The organism is Zobellia barbeyronii (genome assembly GCF_018603515.1).
Lineage (GTDB): Bacteria > Bacteroidota > Bacteroidia > Flavobacteriales > Flavobacteriaceae > Zobellia > Zobellia barbeyronii.
The window spans coordinates 14,313-32,780 of record NZ_JACATN010000008.1; the positions used below are offsets into that span (position 1 = coordinate 14,313).

Consider the following 18,468-nt stretch of genomic DNA (forward strand, 5'->3'; position numbering starts at 1 on the left):
AAAAAGTACCTCATCATAGTTGACTTTACTATGATGAGGTACTTATAATTATTACTTAAAAGAAATTGATTATTCTGCGTCAGGCGAATCTATTGTCGCTGGAGCAACAGAATCATCATGCTCATTATAATACTGCTCTAATAAGTTCATTATTGCTGTTGTCAAATCTTTGGTTTCTAACAATAATGAGAAGTACAAGGTGGTATTTTTAGGGCTTGATTCTTCAGTACGGGTTCTAGCTACTTGCGTCTGTATTTTTTCTTGAACCATATCAAATAACTCCTGTTTTTTACTTAAAACAAGACCAATTTGCTCAAATGATCTTTCGTCAAAAGCTGTTTGCGTAAGATTCAAAACTTCATCTAGTTTTTGGTCTATTTGCTTAAGCTCTTTTATTTGATTGTACTTTAATTTCTTATGATTGTTGTTTACGTGCTTATGGCTAACCTTGCCAATATATTCTAAAGACTGCGCAATGTCTGTCAAATGTCCTAGAATTGTAATGTAGAAATTACTTGCACCTACACTGTTTTCATCAAGATTCTTTATGAAATAGAAAATATTATCTCGTAAATCATCAATTTCGTCAGAAAGCTTCGCGCCTTGTTTTTTGTTCTTTTTCAATAGACTTGAATCTTGAACTGCAAGACCATTAATTGAATTGGTATATATCTTGTTAGTTCTTTTAAGAACATTGGCAATGTTACTTGCACTTTCTTCAATAACACCTTGAATTGAACTGCTTTCGGCTTTATTTAAAGTGTCTTCGGCTTTGGTCTCTTTAGCTTTCTTTTTGTGCGAGATATAGTTTCTTGACAAAAGTAAAACTGCAACAAATAATAGAATTGCAATTGCAGCACCTTGACCAAAACTAATTATCGCTAAAATAGTACCTGCCGCTATAAAGGCAATAATTGCAGTACCAAACCAGCCACCAATAACATTTAGTACACCAGCTACTCTGTATACAGCACTTTCTGCTCCCCACGCTCTATCTGCCAATGAAGTACCCATTGCCACCATAAAAGTTACATATGTTGTAGATAAGGGAAGTTTGTATGAAGTAGCAATCGATATTAAAATACCGGCAACCATTAAGTTTACTGCAGCTCGAACCATATCAAAAGCAGGAAGCTCATGTACTTTGTTTTTTGTTAAAGCGATGGTCGGTTTTTCAAATTGCTTCTCAATACTGCTTTGCATTGATTTAGGAATCAAAGCCATAGTTACTTCTGAAATAGCAATTGCAGACCTTACCAAACCACGAGATAGAAAGTTAGGTTGAAAACGCTCTTTAGTAGCTTCTTGACTTGATAGATCTAGTGATGTTTTTACTACTGCTTTTGCCTTGCTAGAAAACCATAAGGTCACAATCATAACAATACCGGCAAAAAATAAAAGTAGTGTAGGCGTAGGTACTTTTGCGGCCAAAATGCCCATACTGAATTCTGTTGCAGGAATACCTGATGCTACCCAAGCTTCATAAGATTGCCATGCGGCAATCGGAACCCCAACGAAATTCACTAAATCGTTACCTGCAAAGGCTAGAGCCAAGGCAAACGTTCCCATACCAATAATTAACTTATAAATGTTAACTTTTGCAAAAGTCATTAAGATATAAGAAAGAAAGGACCAAATCACAAAATTTGCTGCTGCAATACCAACCCACTGGGTTTCAAGAAAGTCTTTAATAGTACCATTGCCAATAAGCTCAAAATCTTCACCAGCGAATGCCGTTCCTTTAATACCTTTCATCAAAATGAAATAAGTGATAGCAGAAAGTGCTACACCTCCAAAAAGGGCTCCTACCCAATTCGCTTTTCTTTCAAAATGATATGATAATAACAATCGGGAGACCCATTGGACTAATGCTCCTATGGAAAATGCCACGACGACCGACAGGAGAATACCGAATATTATTTCAGTAGCTTTTGATGTATTGATATAATTAACAACATCGCTAAAATTTCCATTATCAGCACCAATTTTTATTAAGGCCATTGCTACTGCAGCACCCAAAAGTTCGAAAACTATGGAAACTGTGGTTGAGGTGGGCATACCTAGGGTATTAAAGAAATCAAGTAGAAGTATATCGGTAATCATTACCGCCATAAAAATGAACATGATTTCATTAAAGTAAAATTCACTTGGGTTAAAAATACCCTTTCGAGCAACCTCCATCATACCACTAGAAAAAATGGCACCAAAACCAATACCTAAACTTGCCACAATCATAATGGTTCGAAAAGAAATTGCTTTTGAACCTATGGCTGAGTTCAGGAAGTTTACTGCATCATTACTGACCCCAACAACCAAATCCGCAATTGCTAAAACAGCAAGAGCGATTATCATTATAAAGTAAATGTTATCCATAATTTATGATATAAATAAGTTTGCAAATATCTATTGTAATTAGAGCTATAATGTTATCTAAAGGTTATGTTTTACTTAGAAATGAATGTCCACTTGTAGACGGCCCATTAATCGGTTTGTTCCTCCATCTAGGTTAAGGTAACTCAAATCTGATTGAACCTTTAACTTATGACCGGCTAAATATTTTGAAACGCCCAAGGTATATTGAGTCTCAAGGCTCTTTCCTGTTATATCTTTATCTAAATCAATGGTGGTGAACCGTCCTGAAACCTCCCAGTTGGTAGAAAACAAATACCCTGTTTGAAGGTTTAATCCATTCCCTACCTGTACTTCGTCACCAGTTAATGATCCATCAGAGTTTTTGGCAAGTGGATCTCCTGCGGTTCTGTTGGCGTATTCGGCCATAAAGGAGAATCCATTATATTTAAACATGGCATCAACATAAATAGTTTTAATGTCTGTTTCGTGAAAGCCAATGTCATTAACCATATATGAGCCTTGGTTACTTCTATTCTTAACCGCGTTGTTATTAAAGTCAAATGTAGCTGCTAACATTAATTTTGGTATTTCTACTCTTTTTAGGTCAGCTCCGCTGTACGCAGAAAAATCTCCAAATGGGAAAAGTTCCAAGCGAGCAGTGTGTTGTAGACCACCAAGATTTCCTGTTGTAATGTTTCTGCCTTCTCCTTGAGAAATGGCTAGTTTTTCTTTAATTAAAAATTTGTCTGTTAAGTTGAATTTATGTCTTAGTTGAACACCTTGGTCCCTATCTATAGTGAATCTGCTATTTAGGAGAGAACGATCTACTTGTTGCAGATTTCCAGAAGAAATTACTCGTTCAATATTTCCGGGTAATTTGGTTTGTCCCATCCAAAACTCAAAGTTTTTATAGAAATTCCACATTATAACGCCATCCAGAATATATCTGGGGGCGTTACTTGTGAATTCAGAAGCTCCTGAAAGATCACGGTTTGAAAGACCAAATTCAAATTTGTATTTCAATTTTGGAGAAAACGCAAAACCGTTAAATTTTAAACGGGCACGTCTAATAGAAAAATTTTGCCGAGGGTCTACAAGTCCTCCGTCTTCGCCTTCACCCCATGATGCAATTGTTAGAAATTGCATACGAGTGCCAATTTTCATGCTCCAAGTACTATCTTTCCCTACTAGGTTAAAAAGTCCTTTCCCAAAGGCTGGTGCGTTTGTTTCTTGAGCATAGGAGATACACGAAAAACTCAAAAGTAGCCCGAGGGCTAAACATTTTAATTTCATTTAGGTATTAGTTTTTGTCGGTAGTAAATAACCAACACCAATGTTAAGTTAATGTTTTGTTAACGTTATTTCTAAAAGAAGAAATTGCTATTTATCAATAAGATGAGTCGCGTGTAAAAATCTGATTTACAGATATTCACTTGGATTAGTTAGCCAAAAATAATGCTCCTAAAAACTTTAATTAAAACATAAAAAAAGCTACCTTGAAGAAGGTAGCTTTTGGGATTTCAAAAAAACTAGTCGACAAAAACTAATAAGTATAATGAAATCAAATTTGTCTTTTAGACAACCGCTAAGGTCGATCACGGATGTCATCTTATGGTAATGTAAATATTAATTTATCTTTAATTTTTTGAATAATGGTTATTTGTAACATGTTGATAATTAGAGTTTAATATTTTCAATGTAAATTTAATGTTAAGTACAGATGTTTTTAACGTAAATTAATGTATCTTTGATAACAGTAAATAGGTACAGAGTTATTTTAAAATCAACAACATGAAGAATTCAATCATACTTTTCGCCCTTGCATTAACAATGACAGTAGGGTATGCTCAAAAAGAAAAGGAAGTAAAATTAAATAAAGAAACAAATTTAGTAGAAGCTACTTATTTTCATGATAATGGAGAGGTAAGTCAAACAGGAACTTTTGATTTAGCAGGGAAATTACATGGCGAGTGGATTAGCTTTGATGAAGTCGGGGAAAAAGTATCAAAAGGAAATTACAATAAAGGTGTTAGAACTGGAAAATGGTTTTTCTACAATGATGGTACTGTAAAGGAAGTAGAGTTTGATAACAATGTTATTGCAAATGTTATTGAGAAGCAGAAGAAATCAGCAGTCGTTTCTAAGAACTAACAATTTTATTGAATAGAAAAAGGGAGTTTTCACATTGTGGAAACTCCCTTTTTGTTTTATGAATATTTAGGAAACGATTATCGTTCAATGCTGGTAATTGCACTTTCAGAATTTTGTAATGTGTTTTCATCTGCAAAAGACATATCTGACAGGCTTAGTGTCTTAGCCTTTAACCCCTGCGTAATTTCTAAAGTATTAGAAGCTACAATCTCTACAGGAACCTCAAAGGATTCATAACCTAAAAAAGTAACCTTAAGTATGTAGTCTCCTGGTTCAACATTTGAGATTTCAAAATTTCCACGAAAGTTGGTCTGTGTCTTAAATTTTGTATCCTTGATCTGCACCTCTGCAAAAAGCAAAGGCTCATTGTTCATCTCCATGTCAAAAATAGTACCTCTAATAGCTCCTTGTTCTTGAGCAAAAAGATTTAATGTACATATAAAAGCAAGAAAGAATAATGTCTTTTTCATTGTTTATTATTTAATGCAAAGAAAAAGCTAGTGTGTTAAATTATAGTTATCTGAAGTTTAAGTGTGGATTTTCTTAAGGTTAAATAACGGTGCGTTCTTTTAGTTTGAAAAGTAGATTGAAATTGAAAAAATGTACCTTGCAGGTCTTAAAAAACTCTTATGAACTGGGAAAATTTATTGTCTCTTAAGCGCCAAGGCGATACGCACAAAAGACTACGAAAGGAACAAGATGAAACAAGGCTAGGTTTTGAAGTAGATTATGATCGTATCATTTTTTCTAGTGCTTTTAGAAGTTTACAAGATAAGACCCAGGTTATACCGCTGTCAAAAACAGATTTTGTTCATACTCGTTTAACACATAGTTTGGAAGTTTCCGTAGTAGGAAGGAGTCTTGGGCGTATTGCAGGAAAGAAAATTCTTGAGAAACACCCTTTTTTAAGTGAAATATACGGTTACAAATTTAATGATTTTGGTGCTATTGTTGCCGCAGCTGCTTTAGCACATGACATAGGTAACCCGCCTTTTGGTCATAGTGGAGAAAAGGCTATTGGCGAATACTTCATTACCGGTAATGGTAAGAAATACCAGTCCGTTTTGACTGGAAAGGAATTTCAGGATATTGTAGATTTTGAAGGGAACGCTAATGGGTTTCGATTGTTATCTCAATCGCGAGAAGGAGTTACGGGTGGCTTGCGCTTAAGCTACGCTACACTGGGTGCCTTTATGAAATATCCAAAAGAGTCCTTACCTAAAAAAGCAACAAAGCATATAGCTGATAAGAAATTTGGTTTTTTTCAACCAGATAAAGAAGCTTTTAAAAATGTGGCAGCAGATTTGGGTCTTTTGCAAACCAGAGATGGAGAAGACATTTCTTTTGCAAGACATCCTCTAACATTTCTAGTAGAGGCTGCAGATGATATTTGTTATACTATAATAGATTTTGAAGATGGTATTAACCTTGGTCTTATCTCTGAAGATTACGCTCTGGAATACCTTATAAAATTAGTTAAGGACAGCATAAATACCAAAAAGTATAATTCCTTAAAATATAAGGAAGATAGGCTTAGTTATTTACGAGCTCTTGCCATTAATACTTTGATAAGCGATGCAATTTCTGTCTTTATTGAAAATGAAGATAAAATACTGAATGGTACTTTTCAAACCAGTTTGCTGGACCAAAGTGCATTTAAAGCTCAGATTGAAGATATCATTTCTTTAAGTGTTGAAAAGATATACCGCTCTCAAGAAGTTATCGAAAAAGAGATTGCGGGCTATAAAATAATTTCGGATATATTAGACGTATATACGAATGCCCTTATCCGTAAAAAAGAAAATAGAGCCTCTAATTATGATGCTTTAATGCTAAAAACACTTCCTGAGTTCTATAGAGATACGGATGATTCTGTATATCATATTTTATTGAATACCTGTTGCTATGTTGCAAGCCTTTCAGATAGTGCTGCAGTGCATATTCATAATAAAATCATGGGTAAGCAGCTTTAAAATACATAGGATACGCCAACACCTAGTAGCTGTTTAAATTGTATACGTGGCCTACCAGCATCTAGCACAATGCCATTAGCATCTGTTTGTTCGTCAAATAGAATGTCATCATCATAAATAATATGAGTGCCAATGGTTGTTACCACGTATTTGTTGACTTTTAAATCAAAATTAAGTTCCCAGTCAACATCAATGTTTCCAAACTTTTGAAGGTAATCTGTGTAAAGGCTTAAACGATGCTTTAGGAGCATATTTTTGTAAACCTCTTTCTCATACTGATTCGTTACTAAAAACCCAAATTCTAGAAAAATTTGTTCACCTTTTTCGAGCACATTTCCATCTGCATCCAAAACGGCTTTTTTAACACCAAAAGAACCTTTATTGGCTAACTCTTCATCTAGAACAAAGGTTGCTTTTTGAGTAATGGGTGAAATATATAGATTGAATTTTTGGTCTTTGGTAATATAAGATGTTCCAGCTCCCAAAAATGAATACCCTGGAGCCATAAAACGTGAAATGGGCGATGACCTATCAGGATATTTATAACCATTGGAAAACTGAGTATTGAAGTTGGCTTTCGCCGAATAATACCAGTTGCTAATAGTGTCTCGTTGAAGGCCAAAAGTGGAACTAAAACGGATAGCATCATCTGTTTTTCTTAATTTCTGCTCGTCCTGTACGTTAAGGCCGTAACGCATCTCCATATAGTTATCCCATTGTATGTATCGGAATTTATAATTTCTTTCAAATCGAGCGTTCCCAAGAGCTGATATGGAGTTGTTACCACCCGCGTTCCAGTTTACGAAAGCTACTTCACTAAAGTTTGCGCCAAGTTTATTTACCGTTGTCCAAAAGGAAGGAATCTTGAATCGGTTAGGTTTCTCGTCTAAAGCATTGGTACGATTAAATGAAATAACAGGATTCATTAAATCTACACTACGGGGAACAAATTTTATTTTCTCCTGTGTTTTTCTAATTACTACAGTTTCTACTATGGTAGTATCTACCACCATGGTATCAATTTCCATTTCTCTTCCAGGTGGTAATGAATCTTGGTTTTGGCCAAAAACAGAAGATAGGCAGAAGCTAAAAAATAGAATAAATAGACATGATGTTATTGGGGAGTTATTCATTTAATAGCATTTTTATATGTTCTTTTATACTTAAGTGGTCAATTTTGGCTTGTTCGTGTAATTGTTCTACGGTACCATGTTCTAAAAAAATATCGTCAATACCTAAAACATGTATTTTTTGAGTACGCCCTAGTTCATTGGCTAATTCTAGGATTGTAGACCCAAAACCACCCATTTTGCTACCATCTTCAACAGTAATTATGTGTTTATAGCATTTAAATATATCTATAAGTAGATTTTTATCCAACGGTTTTACAAACTGCATATCATAATGGCCAATTTTCTCTTTTTCTGTAATTTCTTCTATAACATTTGAAACGGTATTCCCAATATGGCCAATAGTCAATATAGCAATTTCAGAACCTTTTTTCAATTCTCTGCCTTTTCCAATTTCGATTTTTTCAAAAGGAGTCTGCCATTTTTCTTGAACGCCCCTACCTCGCGGATATCTTATGGCTATGGGATGATTTAAGCCCAACTGCGCAGTATACATCATGTTACGAAGTCCCGTTTCATTCATAGGTGCAAAAATATATAGGTTGGGTACGCACCTCAAAAAGGCAATATCATAAACACCATGATGGGTTGCCCCATCTTGACCAACAATACCAGCTCTATCTAAACAAAAAATGACGGGTAAGTTCTGGATAGCCACATCATGTATAACCTGGTCATAGGCACGCTGCAGAAAAGTGGAGTAAATAGTACAAAATGGTACCAGACCTTCGGTTGCCATACCTGCAGCTAAAGTTACGGCATGCTGCTCCGCAATGCCAACATCAAAAGCCCTATCGGGTATTTGCTCCATCATGTACTTTAAAGAGCTTCCAGTGGGCATAGCCGGGGTTATGCCAACAATATTTTTGTTTTTTTCAGCCAGTTCTACCAACGTATGCCCAAATACATCTTGGTACTTTTGAGGTTCGTTAGCTACAACCGGTTTCTTTTGAAGTTCACCCGTGAGTTTATCAAATTTACCTGGCGCGTGGTATGTCACTTGGTTTTCTTCGGCTTTTTTCAAGCCTTTCCCCTTGGTAGTAATAACATGCAGTAATTTTGGTCCGGCTACCAGCTTTAAATGGTCTAGTTCATTTACAAGTGCATTAAGATCATGCCCCTCTATAGGACCGGTATAATGAAAGTTAAGGCACTCAAATATGTTCTCATCTTTTGCGATACCTTTTTTTACATTGGTCAAGTATTTTTTCAAAGCTCCTACACTTGGGTCTATGCCAATGGCATTGTCGTTTAGGATGACTAACACATTAGAATTGGTAGAACCAAGGTGATTAAGGGCTTCAAAAGCCATACCGCTGGCTATAGAGGCATCACCAATTACGGCAATGTGTTGCCGGTTGTTTTTACCGTTTAATTGAGCGGCCATAGCCATACCTAAAATTGCAGAAATAGAAGTAGAACTATGTCCCGTTCCAAAAGCATCGTAACTGCTCTCACTTCGTTTTGGAAATCCACTAATACCTCCTAATTGGCGATTAGTATCAAAAATTTCTTTTCTCCCCGTTAATATTTTATGCCCGTAGGCTTGATGGCCAACATCCCATATAAGTTTATCATCGGGCGTATTAAATACATAATGTAAGGCAATGGTGAGTTCAACAACTCCAAGGCTAGCGCCTAAATGCCCCTCTTTGGTCGCAACAATATCAATTATAAATTCCCTTAATTCTTTCGCAAGTTGCGGAAGTTGGTCCACTGACAGCTTGCGTAAATCTTCTGGGTAAGTGATATAATTTAAAAGTGATTCCAAATTAGAGGTGTAAGTTGCAAAAATACGTGTTTAGCAGTGCTGAGACAATTTTTTTTAGCTCAGCCTTGGGTTTGAGGGAAGCTAATTATAGTGGGTTTTTAAGTTGCTGATTCTTAATGATCACAAGTTATGCGGATCTTTCGAAAAGTATGGCATAAATTTGTGTTAAACCCTTGTTATGATACAACCTTTTGATGATACCTATTACATGAAAAAAGCACTTCAAGAAGCAGAAGCTGCTTATGAAAAGCAAGAGGTGCCAATTGGAGCTATTATAGTTATACAAGACCGGATTATTGCTCGTGCCCACAACCTTACGGAACAATTGAATGATGTTACGGCCCATGCAGAGATGCAAGCTATTACAGCTGCGGCCAATTTTTTGGGAGGTAAATATTTACAGAACTGTACTCTTTATGTAACTCTAGAACCTTGCCAGATGTGTGCTGGCGCACTGTATTGGAGTCAGATATCAAAAATAGTCTATGCTGCAAAAGACCCGCAAAGAGGTTGCGGAGTTATGGGAACAAAATTACACCCGAAGACGGAAATAGTAGGTGGTCTTCTAGAAACCGAAGCAAGTGATTTGCTAAAGCGATTTTTTGCTGAAAGAAGAAACCGGAACTAACACTACACTAGTTTAGCGTATAAAGTTCTAACGGTTAATACTTGAACTACTGTGTATGAAATTTTACTGACTATCCTTTTTTTTAGGTTCTTCTCCTCTCATTTTCCTAACGTTTTCATCAGTTAACATATAGTCTTTCATTTTCTTTCCTTTACTATAGGTGAAAAGAAATAAGGGCATTGCAACAAGGAAAAGCCCTAATGTGCCAGAACCTATAAATTTGTGACTTAGAGGTAGATTTTCTTCCTGAATATTAAAGCCGTAGATAATTGAAGCAAAACAGACTAGGGTTATTATGGATACGAGATATTTCATAGTTCTTGTAAAATTACAAAACCTTTTACACCTTATTTTGTAAAATTAATAAGCTTTCTTCTGTATGCGGTTAATAGTTTTGATTTAGATATAAAGCCAACATACTTTCCGTTTTTAATAACGGGTAGGTTCCATGCACCACTGTCTTGAAATTTCTGCATAATCTCAGTCATTTTATCTTTATCAAGCTCAATAATTTCCGGAGGCGTATGCATGATATCGTTTGCAAATACTTCGTTATATAATTTTCGATCAAACATTATTGATCTAATATCATCTAGTAGGATAATGCCTAATAATGTTTTGTCCTCAGCGTCTATTACTGGGAATATATTTCTTTTGGAAACGACTACCGCCTTGTTAACAATGTCACCTAAGGACATTGTTGGATACACAATTGCAAACTTATCTTCAATCACTTTATTGATATCCATAAGTGTTAAAACTGCGTGGTCTTTGTCGTGGGTAATTAAATCCCCTCTTCTGCCTAACTCCATGTTATATACAGAATGCGGATTAGCATATTTGGTAATTGAGTACGAAATAGCCGCAGTAATCATTAACGGTATAAATAGGTCATACCCGCCAGTTACTTCTGCAATTAAGAAAATGGCAGTTAAAGGAGCGTGAAGTACACCTGCCATTAAACCGGCCATGCCTACTAGAGTAAAATTACTTTCAGATACTTTAAACTGAAAAAATCCTACGTTGTTTATTATTTTGGCAACGCAATTTCCCATGATACTACCCATAAAAAGGGCAGGAGCAAAAATTCCGCCAACACCACCCGCTCCGAAAGTAAGTGCGCTTGCAATTATTTTAAATAACACCAATCCAATCAACAATATAATGACCATCCAAACATTGGTCAGGTCAAGTTCAAAGATGTTATTTTCCAATACTTTTTCAGGGTTACCTTGAACCAGACTGTTGATTACATCAAAACCTTCACCATAAAGTGGAGGGATAAAGTAGACTAAAATGCCCAGGCCTACCCCTCCGATGAGTAGGCGTTTAATGGGGGATTTAATGGGGTGAAAGAATTTATGTACTCTATCGTATACTTCTGTAAAATAAATAGAGGTTAACCCTGCTACAACACCTAGAATGGCAAAAAAGGGAATATCTCCTAGCTTGAATGAATCTTCAATTTTGAAAGGAAGTAGAACATCGTCACCAAAGAAGAAATAAGAAGTTATTATAGCAGAAATAGATGCCAATAATAGGGGTAGCATTGATGCAATGGTTAGATCTAAGCTAAATACTTCAATAGCGAAAATTATTGCGGCAATAGGTGCTTTAAATATGGATGATAATGCCCCAGCAGCTGCACACCCAATTAGGAGGTTGCGGTTAGACTGGTTCATGTGGAATACTCTGGCAATATTAGAACTTATTGCAGCTCCCGTAGCTACCGTTGGTCCCTCTAGACCTACTGACCCTCCAAAACCAACAGTAAGTGGCGCAGCAAGCAATGACCCAAACATTTGGTACTTACGGATGATACCTTTATGTTGTGATATGGCAAAAAGCGTAGATGGAATACCATGATTAACTTTATGTCTTACCACATACTTAATGACTAAATAAACTAGTATTAAGCCTATAATCGGGAAAACAAAATAAAAGGCCTGATGGTAATATTGGACAAGTTTTCCCTCTAACAAATGTTGGAAAAAGTGAGTTAAGTTTTTAAGTATAACTGCTCCAACACCTGAGGTAAAACCAACCAAAATACTTAGAAAGTAAATAAATTGGCGTTCAGAAATATGCTTGACCCGCCAAACTAAAATTTTAGTGAACCAGGTCTTTTTATGTATCCCCATTATTCAAAGAACCTCGAAATAACTCAAGGTTATAGTTTACTCTTTTAAATCCAACTTTAGGCTTAGTTCACGAAGTTGCTCTTGGTCAATAGCTGCAGGAGCATCAATCATAACATCACGTCCGCTGTTGTTCTTTGGAAAAGCGATGAAATCTCTGATAGTTTCTTGACCTCCAAGAATAGATACCAATCGGTCTAGACCAAATGCAATACCTCCATGTGGTGGAGCTCCGTACTGAAAAGCATCCATTAGAAAACCAAATTGTGCTTCTGCTTCTTCCGGAGTGAAACCTAAGTGTTTGAACATTGTGCTCTGTACACCTCTATCGTGAATACGAATAGAACCGCCACCTATTTCATTACCGTTTAAGACTAAATCATATGCATTAGCACGTACTGCGCTAGGGTCGGTTTCTAGTAATTCTAACTGACCAGGTTTTGGTGACGTAAATGGGTGGTGCATGGCGTGATAGTTTCCTGTCTCTTCATCAAGTTCCAATAACGGAAAATCTATAACCCATAGCGGAGCAAATTCGGCAGGATTTCTCAAACCTAACCTTTCAGCAAGTTCCATTCTAAGGGCGCTTAGTTGAGCCCTGGTTTTGTTGGCATCCCCAGAAAGAACGCAAATAAGGTCTCCTGGTTTTGCTTGTGTAGCTTCGGCCCATTTGGCCAAATCTTCTTGGTCGTAAAATTTATCTACGGTAGATTTAAAGCTTCCGTCTTCATTATATTTTGCGTAAACCATTCCCATGGCACCAACTTGCGGGCGTTTCACCCAATTCACCAAGGCATCTAGTTCTTTACGTGTATAGCTCGCAGCACCAGGTACAGCAATACCAACTACCAGTTCTGCAGAGTTGAATACACCAAATTCTTTATGTTGAGCTACGTCGTTCAATTCGCCAAACTCCATCCCAAAGCGAATATCTGGCTTGTCGTTACCATAAATGCGCATAGCATCATCATAAGTAATTCTTGGAAAGGCAGATATTTCTACTCCTTTAATTTCTTTTAGTAAATGCTTAGTGAGACCTTCAAAGGAATCAAGAATATCTTCTTGCTCAACAAAAGCCATTTCACAGTCAATTTGCGTAAACTCCGGTTGTCTATCTGCTCTAAGGTCTTCATCGCGAAAGCACTTCACAATCTGAAAATACTTATCCATACCACCTACCATAAGCAATTGCTTAAAAGTTTGAGGGGATTGTGGCAAAGCGTAGAACTGTCCTTCGTTCATACGGCTAGGTACAACGAAATCACGAGCTCCTTCTGGAGTTGATTTTATTAAATATGGTGTTTCTACCTCTATAAAATCTTGGTCACTAAGGTACTTTCGTACCTCCATAGAAACCTTGCTTCTAAAAATAAGATTGTTTTTGACAGGATTTCTGCGGATATCTAAATAACGATATTTCATCCGTAGGTCTTCACCACCATCGGTTTCGTTTTCTATGGTGAAAGGAGGTGTTTTTGATTCGTTAAGAATAATAACCTCGTCTACTAAGACCTCTATATTTCCTGTAGGAAGCTTAGGGTTTTTAGAAGATCTTTCGATTACCTCACCCGTTACTTGCACTACGAATTCACGGCCCAAAGACCTTGCTTGTTCTAATAATTTTGAAGATGTACGATCTTCATCAAAAACCAACTGCGTGATACCATAACGATCACGAAGGTCTACCCAGACCACAAAACCTTTATCCCGGGTTTTTTGTACCCATCCGGATAGGGTTACCTTAGTTTCAATATGCGATTCTCGTAATTCTCCGCAAGTGTGGCTTCTGTACATTATTAAATAGGTTTAAAGAACAAATGTAAGAAGATATGATGGTATCGTCTAAAAAATTCTACCAATCGTTTTTGTTGAGTATTCCGCAGGAAGTTCATCCTGTAAATGCTAAAATTTAACAGATATTTTAGATTTATCGTAATCTTCATTAACTTGGCTATTAAAATAACTAATTCAAAACTTTGAAAATGAAACAAACTTTACTTAGAAAGTTGTATTTCCTAGCGTTTTTGACACTACCAATTACGGTATTTGCTCAAGGAACGATTACGGGGAATATTACGGATGCTACTGATTTGCCACTTCCGGGGGCGAGTATTGTAGTCAAAGGAACAACAAACGGAACAACATCTGATTTTGATGGTAACTATGAAATCTCTGTAAATGAGTTTCCGGCTACACTTGTCTTTTCTTCATTGGGCTATGCCTCAAAAGAAAAAAAAGTAACAAGTACCTCTCCGCTAAATATGGTGCTAGAAGAATCAGCAATGGGATTAGATGAAGTTGTTGTCTCTGGTTTGGCAACAACTGTAAAAAGAAAAAACTTGGCTAATGCGGTAGCAACGGTTTCTGCAGCTGAGCTTGCAGGAGTTACGCCACCCAAAACATTGGATGGTGCTTTAGCAGGTAAGTTTACGGGTGCGGTGGTTAGCTCCAATTCTGGTGCGCCGGGCGGTGGTATGTCTATAAAGTTTAGAGGTATTACTTCCATCAACGGAAACTCACAACCACTGTATATTGTAGATGGTGTTTATGTGGATAACAGCAGTATTGCATCTGGTGGATTGAACGATGTTTCTGGCGCTGCTGCTGGTGGTAGTTCTTCTAGTCAAGATAACGCTACGAATAGAATTGCGGATTTAAATCCTGATGATATTGCGAATATAGAAATCCTTAAAGGGGCTTCTGCTTCTGCAATATACGGTTCTAGAGGTGCTGCCGGTGTGGTTATTATTACCACTAAAAAAGGAAAAGCTGGTAAGACTAAAGTGAGTTTTTCTCAAGGCTTCGGATTTAATAAGGTAATAAGACTACAAGGTCAACGTAATTGGACGGAAGCATTGGCGGAAGAACAATACGGAGAAGGCGCGCTTTATGCCGCTGCTGCCGCTGCTGGTACACTTAGAGATTATGAAAAGGAAATCTATGGTGAAGAAGGTCTTATTTCTAATACCAATGTTAGTGTTTCAGGTGGTGGAGATAAAACAACTTTTTACGCAGGTATTTCAAATAATGATGAGGATGGTATCGTAAAAAATACTGGCTATAAAAAGAGCTCGTTTAGATTGAATATGGAACATAAGTTTAATGAAAATATTAAACTAGGAATTAATACCAATTATATTAGTTCTTCTGCAGATAGAGGTTTCTTTAACAATGATAATACAGGTACAACTATAGGTGTGGCCTTAACAAGTACACGCCCTTGGGATTTTCTTGAGCCTGATGCAAACGGGAACTATCCTGATCATCCTAATAACTCTTCAAATCCATTACAAACAAGAGATTTGTTTACAAACAACGAGAGTGTAAATAGATTTATTTTAGGAGGAAATTTGGATGTAAATATTTATAGAAAAGACAATTCCAACTTAAAGTTTATAGCACGTGTAGGTGTTGATACTTACAATATGGAATCTAAGGTTATTTTTCCTAAAGAGCTTCAGTTTCAACGTCTTGATCAGGGTGGTGTAAATGGTGTGTCTGGTATTACTAATACCAATAATAAGAATGCCAACTATTCAGGGTTTTTGGTACATAATTATTTTACGGATAATAATTTGTCTTTTAACACGCAAGCGGGTGTTACTAACGAGCAGTTTTCAAGAAATACAGTAACTGTTGTTGCAACAGACCTAATCGCTTCTGAAACTAATCTTGATCAAAGTGCTAACCAAAAAGTAAACCATAGTAGGTTAGAACAGGAAGATTTTGGATTTTTTGTTCAGGAAACTATTAATTACCAAGACAAATTTATTGGTGCCATAGGTGTACGTGGAGATAAATCCACTAATAATTCTGATATAAATGAATTGTTTTTCTACCCTAAAGCATCGTTAGCGATTAACTTAAATAATTTTGGTTTCTGGAGTGAAGATGCTTTGGTAAATCGTTTTAAGTTAAGAGCAGCTTATGGTGAGGCTGGTACTTTTGCTAGATTCGGATCACTTTATACGGTATATGAGAGTACTTTAATAGATGGTAACGTTGGTATTATTGTGCCACCTACACAGGGTAACCCAAATATTTTGCCGGAAAGACAAAAGGAACTTGAACTAGGTATTGACTTAGGGATGTTCAAAAACCGTTTAGGTTTGGAATTAACGTATTATAAAAAGAATGTTGATGATCTTTTGTTATTGGCCAACACAGAACCGTCTAGTGGATTTTCTACTAAATGGGAAAATGCGGGCGAGTTAGAGAATAACGGTTTTGAAGTAGCGTTAAACGCTGCAATTATTGATAAAGAAGATTTTACTTGGGATGCAACATTGAACTGGTGGACTAATGAATCCGAAATGATTCGTATGGACGTTCCTGCATATGACACCGGAGGTTTTGGTACTGGTTTAGGTACATTTAGAATTGAAGAAGGAAAGAGTGTAACTCAAATAGTAGGTACGAATTTAGATGGAGATGTTGTACAGCTTGGAGATGGTGCTCCTGATTTTCAAACTTCCCTTAATAACAGGTTCAAGTATAAAAACTTTTCTCTAGCGTTTTTATGGCACTGGAAAAAAGGAGGAGACAATATTAACCTTTCTAAGCTTTTATCGGATTTTGGTGGTACCAGTGCAGATTATGATGAAATTTCAATTGATCCAGATGGTGTTATTACAAACGGTGTGTATCGTGTAAACAACGGTATTTTTGCTGGTAATGCTACACCATTTGTTGAAGATGCTTCTTACTTAAGGTTAAGAGAGCTTGGTTTCTATTATACAGTGCCAGAAAAGAATATTCAAGATTGGTTTAATGGAGTTGTATCTAGTGTTAAAGTAGGACTTTCAGGAAATAACCTAATCAACGTTTTTGATTATAACAGTTATGACCCAGAAGTATCTAATTTTGGTGGTAATGGTCTTTCATCCGGTGTAGAGGTAACGCCTTTCCCTTCATCAAAAAGGTACATGATGCATATATCTGTGCAGTTTTAATTTAAAAAAATAGCAAAATGAAAATTATAAAACAACTAAAAATAGTTACCATAATAGCGGCTATTTTTCTAGTAACAGGATGTGAGCTAGATGGTGGTGAAAGTTTGAATGGTGCAAGTACTATCTCTATATCTGATGATTTATCTAGGGGAGAATTGCCACAAGCATTAACAGGTGTACTTTCGGACATGCGTGTAGGACTTTCTACAAATACGGACGTGCTTGGTATTGTGGGTAGGGAGTATTATTACTTTACATCTTCAGATCCTAGATATGAAGGAGATGTTGTAGTAGGAAACTTAAATAATAATACATTCTATGTTACAACACCTTGGGGAGCGAGATATGCGGCAATAAAGGATGCAAACTTAATATTGGAGGGTTTAGATAATACCACTTCGGATCTTTCTGCTGAGGAAATATCCGCTACAAGAGGAGCAATTAATACATTAAAAGCACACGAGTTACTTATGTTGAGTAACAATCAAGGTGATAATGGTATTCGTATAGATGTTTCTGACTCTGAAAACCTTGGCGAATTTGTTGATAGAGCTGGAGCTCTTTCTGCTGTTTCAGATTTACTGGCATCAGCTGCTACGGATTTGAATGCCGGAGGAGATGGATTTGCTTTTGCTGTACCAGCAGGTTTTAATAATTTAAGAAAGACCGATGCTGCTACTGGAGATATTTTAGCCGTGACACCAGCAGATATGTTAGAGTTCAATAGAGCTTTATTGGCTAGAGTAGAGGCTTACAGAGGAAATTATCCTGCGGTTTTGGCTGCTCTTGAAGATTCGTTTTTTGAACTTAATGGCGATTTGCGAAAAGGAATTTATCATACTTTTTCTTTAAGCGGTGCTGATCTTCCTAATCCGCTTTTTATAGCGTTGAATCAAGAAGCAAATGTTAGGGTAGCTCACGCAAGTTTTCTAACAGACGCAGAAGCTGGTGACGGTAGATTAAGTAAAGCTGTTCAAAGAGATGAAGATCGTGAAGCTTCCGGACTTGTTGGAACCCATGATGTGGCTATTTACTCAAGTCTTACGGATAATGTGCCTATAATCAGAAATGAAGAGCTCATTCTTTTGTATGCCGAAGCTAATATGGCTTCGAATCCTGCGGAGGCTGTTGTTGCTCTTGATATTTTAAGGACAGCTGCTGGGTTACCTGCGTATTCTGGAGCTACTACAGCTACGGCTTTAGAAGATGAATTGCTATACAACAGAAGGTATTCATTATTTGCTGAAGGTCATAGGTGGATTGATATGAGAAGGTTTGGTAGATTAGCTGAATTGCCAAACGATAGGGCTACGGACAATGTTCCTGCTGTTATTCCTGTACCGGCTAACGAGAATCAATAATTTAAAAATTCT

General features: G+C 36.6%; 13 protein-coding genes. 5 read left to right on the plus strand and 8 right to left on the minus strand.

The features are described 5' to 3' along the window. Window positions 1-69 precede the first annotated feature (69 nt). Window positions 70-2,373 (minus strand): inorganic phosphate transporter, encoded by a 2,304-nt coding sequence (locus HW347_RS19600; RefSeq protein WP_214613426.1) that lies wholly within the window; start codon window positions 2,371-2,373, stop codon window positions 70-72. A 75-nt stretch (window positions 2,374-2,448) separates the two neighbouring features. After that, window positions 2,449-3,645, minus strand: a complete 1,197-nt coding sequence (locus HW347_RS19605) for a porin (RefSeq protein WP_214613427.1) — start codon at window positions 3,643-3,645, stop codon at window positions 2,449-2,451. Between the two features lie 498 nt (window positions 3,646-4,143). On the opposite strand from HW347_RS19605, the gene HW347_RS19610 reads away from it, so the two are divergent. Beyond that, the gene (locus HW347_RS19610; protein ID WP_214613428.1) at window positions 4,144-4,503 is read left to right on the plus strand and encodes a toxin-antitoxin system YwqK family antitoxin; all 360 of its coding nucleotides are present in this window, start codon (window positions 4,144-4,146) and stop codon (window positions 4,501-4,503) included. A 77-nt stretch (window positions 4,504-4,580) separates the two neighbouring features. On the opposite strand, the gene HW347_RS19615 is transcribed toward HW347_RS19610, so the two are convergent. Further along, on the minus strand, window positions 4,581-4,973 hold the full coding sequence (locus HW347_RS19615) for a carboxypeptidase-like regulatory domain-containing protein (RefSeq protein ID WP_214613429.1): 393 nt from the start codon (window positions 4,971-4,973) through the stop codon (window positions 4,581-4,583). Window positions 4,974-5,132: 159 nt separating this feature from the next. On the opposite strand from HW347_RS19615, the gene dgt reads away from it, so the two are divergent. Further along, window positions 5,133-6,476, plus strand: a complete 1,344-nt coding sequence (gene dgt, locus HW347_RS19620; RefSeq protein ID WP_214613430.1) for a dGTP triphosphohydrolase — start codon at window positions 5,133-5,135, stop codon at window positions 6,474-6,476. On the opposite strand, the gene HW347_RS19625 is transcribed toward dgt, so the two are convergent. Together HW347_RS19625 and HW347_RS19630 are read right to left on the minus strand one after the other, a co-directional pair. After that, window positions 6,473-7,609 carry a DUF3078 domain-containing protein gene (locus HW347_RS19625; RefSeq protein WP_317195332.1) on the minus strand — a complete coding sequence of 379 codons (1,137 nt, stop codon included), beginning with the start codon at window positions 7,607-7,609 and terminating at the stop codon, window positions 6,473-6,475. The genes dgt and HW347_RS19625 overlap by 4 nt on opposite strands. Further along, a complete protein-coding gene (locus HW347_RS19630; protein WP_214613431.1) occupies window positions 7,602-9,377 on the minus strand; it encodes a 1-deoxy-D-xylulose-5-phosphate synthase in 1,776 nt (591 codons plus the stop codon). The genes HW347_RS19625 and HW347_RS19630 overlap by 8 nt, the downstream gene beginning before the upstream one ends. Before the next feature lie 178 nt (window positions 9,378-9,555). On the opposite strand from HW347_RS19630, the gene HW347_RS19635 reads away from it, so the two are divergent. After that, window positions 9,556-10,005 carry a nucleoside deaminase gene (locus HW347_RS19635; RefSeq protein WP_214613432.1) on the plus strand — a complete coding sequence of 150 codons (450 nt, stop codon included), beginning with the start codon at window positions 9,556-9,558 and terminating at the stop codon, window positions 10,003-10,005. 63 nt (window positions 10,006-10,068) lie between these two features. Here the strand turns inward: HW347_RS19635 and HW347_RS19640 are convergent, their stop codons facing one another. Genes HW347_RS19640 through aspS form a run of 3 tightly spaced genes read right to left on the minus strand, consistent with a single transcriptional unit; the run spans window position 10,069 to window position 13,937 of the window. Beyond that, window positions 10,069-10,320 carry a hypothetical protein gene (locus HW347_RS19640; RefSeq protein ID WP_155595132.1) on the minus strand — a complete coding sequence of 84 codons (252 nt, stop codon included), beginning with the start codon at window positions 10,318-10,320 and terminating at the stop codon, window positions 10,069-10,071. A gap of 32 nt (window positions 10,321-10,352) precedes the next feature. Continuing rightward, window positions 10,353-12,146: a chloride channel protein gene (locus HW347_RS19645; protein WP_214613433.1), complete on the minus strand. Its 1,794-nt coding sequence runs from the start codon at window positions 12,144-12,146 to the stop codon at window positions 10,353-10,355. 36 nt (window positions 12,147-12,182) lie between these two features. Next, complete coding sequence (aspS, locus tag HW347_RS19650) at window positions 12,183-13,937, minus strand: aspartate--tRNA ligase (RefSeq protein WP_214613434.1); 1,755 nt, start codon at window positions 13,935-13,937, stop codon at window positions 12,183-12,185. A 188-nt stretch (window positions 13,938-14,125) separates the two neighbouring features. Here aspS and HW347_RS19655 point away from each other — a divergent pair, with 188 nt between their 5' ends. Together HW347_RS19655 and HW347_RS19660 are read left to right on the plus strand one after the other, a co-directional pair. Further along, on the plus strand, window positions 14,126-17,095 hold the full coding sequence (locus tag HW347_RS19655; RefSeq protein ID WP_214613435.1) for a SusC/RagA family TonB-linked outer membrane protein: 2,970 nt from the start codon (window positions 14,126-14,128) through the stop codon (window positions 17,093-17,095). A 17-nt stretch (window positions 17,096-17,112) separates the two neighbouring features. Beyond that, window positions 17,113-18,456, plus strand: coding sequence for a RagB/SusD family nutrient uptake outer membrane protein (locus tag HW347_RS19660; RefSeq protein WP_214613436.1), 1,344 nt, complete (start codon window positions 17,113-17,115; stop codon window positions 18,454-18,456). The last annotated feature ends 12 nt before the right edge of the window (window positions 18,457-18,468 follow it).

What these genes read in the sequence shown, in the direction of transcription:
- HW347_RS19600 (WP_214613426.1), bottom strand. Translation starts at nt 2,373, where the DNA reads ATGGATAACATTTACTTTATAATGATAATCGCTCTTGCTGTTTTAGCA.
- HW347_RS19610 (WP_214613428.1), top strand. Translation starts at nt 4,144, where the DNA reads ATGAAGAATTCAATCATACTTTTCGCCCTTGCATTAACAATGACAGTA.
- dgt (WP_214613430.1), top strand. Translation starts at nt 5,133, where the DNA reads ATGAACTGGGAAAATTTATTGTCTCTTAAGCGCCAAGGCGATACGCAC.
- HW347_RS19635 (WP_214613432.1), top strand. Translation starts at nt 9,556, where the DNA reads ATGATACAACCTTTTGATGATACCTATTACATGAAAAAAGCACTTCAA.
- aspS (WP_214613434.1), bottom strand. Translation starts at nt 13,937, where the DNA reads ATGTACAGAAGCCACACTTGCGGAGAATTACGAGAATCGCATATTGAA.
- HW347_RS19625 (WP_317195332.1), bottom strand. Translation starts at nt 7,609, where the DNA reads ATGAATAACTCCCCAATAACATCATGTCTATTTATTCTATTTTTTAGC.
- HW347_RS19640 (WP_155595132.1), bottom strand. Translation starts at nt 10,320, where the DNA reads ATGAAATATCTCGTATCCATAATAACCCTAGTCTGTTTTGCTTCAATT.
- HW347_RS19655 (WP_214613435.1), top strand. Translation starts at nt 14,126, where the DNA reads ATGAAACAAACTTTACTTAGAAAGTTGTATTTCCTAGCGTTTTTGACA.
- HW347_RS19615 (WP_214613429.1), bottom strand. Translation starts at nt 4,973, where the DNA reads ATGAAAAAGACATTATTCTTTCTTGCTTTTATATGTACATTAAATCTT.
- HW347_RS19660 (WP_214613436.1), top strand. Translation starts at nt 17,113, where the DNA reads ATGAAAATTATAAAACAACTAAAAATAGTTACCATAATAGCGGCTATT.
- HW347_RS19645 (WP_214613433.1), bottom strand. Translation starts at nt 12,146, where the DNA reads ATGGGGATACATAAAAAGACCTGGTTCACTAAAATTTTAGTTTGGCGG.
- HW347_RS19605 (WP_214613427.1), bottom strand. Translation starts at nt 3,645, where the DNA reads ATGAAATTAAAATGTTTAGCCCTCGGGCTACTTTTGAGTTTTTCGTGT.